The 754-nt window shown below is 50.5% G+C and carries 1 protein-coding gene; it reads left to right on the forward strand.

The window, feature by feature from the left end; all coding sequences use genetic code 11:
* Positions 1-23: 23 nt before the first annotated feature.
* Positions 24-687, forward strand: a protein-coding gene (locus tag ACKWMY_RS28225) for an IS6 family transposase (RefSeq protein WP_409487551.1) whose coding sequence is annotated in 2 segments (ribosomal slippage) — positions 24-425 and positions 427-687 — 663 coding nt in all. Because the reading frame shifts where the segments join, the coding sequence is not laid out codon by codon here.
* Positions 688-754: the final 67 nt, after the last annotated feature.

A 754-nucleotide genomic window follows, 5' to 3' on the forward strand; every position in this document is an offset into this window, starting at 1 on the left:
TTTTTTGATGTTATTACCTGCCCATATCTCTCATTCGAAACGCTTTCAGTCGCCTGCATTATCCCGTCGATATTATGGCTCAGTGTGTCCGCTGGTACCTCGCCTATGCACTGAGTCTGCGAAACCTCGAAGAGATGATGGCGGAGCGCGGTATTGTCGTTGACCATTCCACGTTGCATCGTTGGGTTATCCGCCAGGTACCGCTACTGGATAAGGTTTTTCGCCGACACAAGCGCACCGTAGGTCGGCGGTGGCGAATGGATGAAACCTACATCAAAGTCAAAGGCCAGTGGAAATATCTCTACCGCGCGGTGGATCAGACCATCGACTTTTTGCTGACCGCCAAACGGGACTCTGCAGCCGCATTGCGCTTCTTTCGCAAAGCTATTCGGCATCACGGCGAACCCGAGGTTGTCACTATCGATAAAAAGTGGTGCTAACACCGCAGCTTTGGCCACGCTCAACGCCGACAAACCCGATGAGGAAGCGATTACCGTCAGGCAAAGTAAGTACCTGAACAACCTGATTGAGCAAGATCACCGAAATATCAAACGTCGGATATGGCCGATGCTGGGATTCAAATCGTTTCGACGGGCACAGAAGATCCTGACCGGCATCGAACTGAGCAACATGATACGAAAAGGGCAATATCAACACTCGCAAAGTGAGGGATTGTCACCCGCGTAACAATTCTATTTGCTGGCTGCCTAAATAACCGACAACGCAACTTTGCCCAACTTCATGTCACTAATGC

It is taken from the genome of Serratia sp. J2, assembly GCF_046269175.1.
Taxonomy (GTDB): Bacteria; Pseudomonadota; Gammaproteobacteria; order Enterobacterales; family Enterobacteriaceae; genus Chania; species Chania fonticola_C.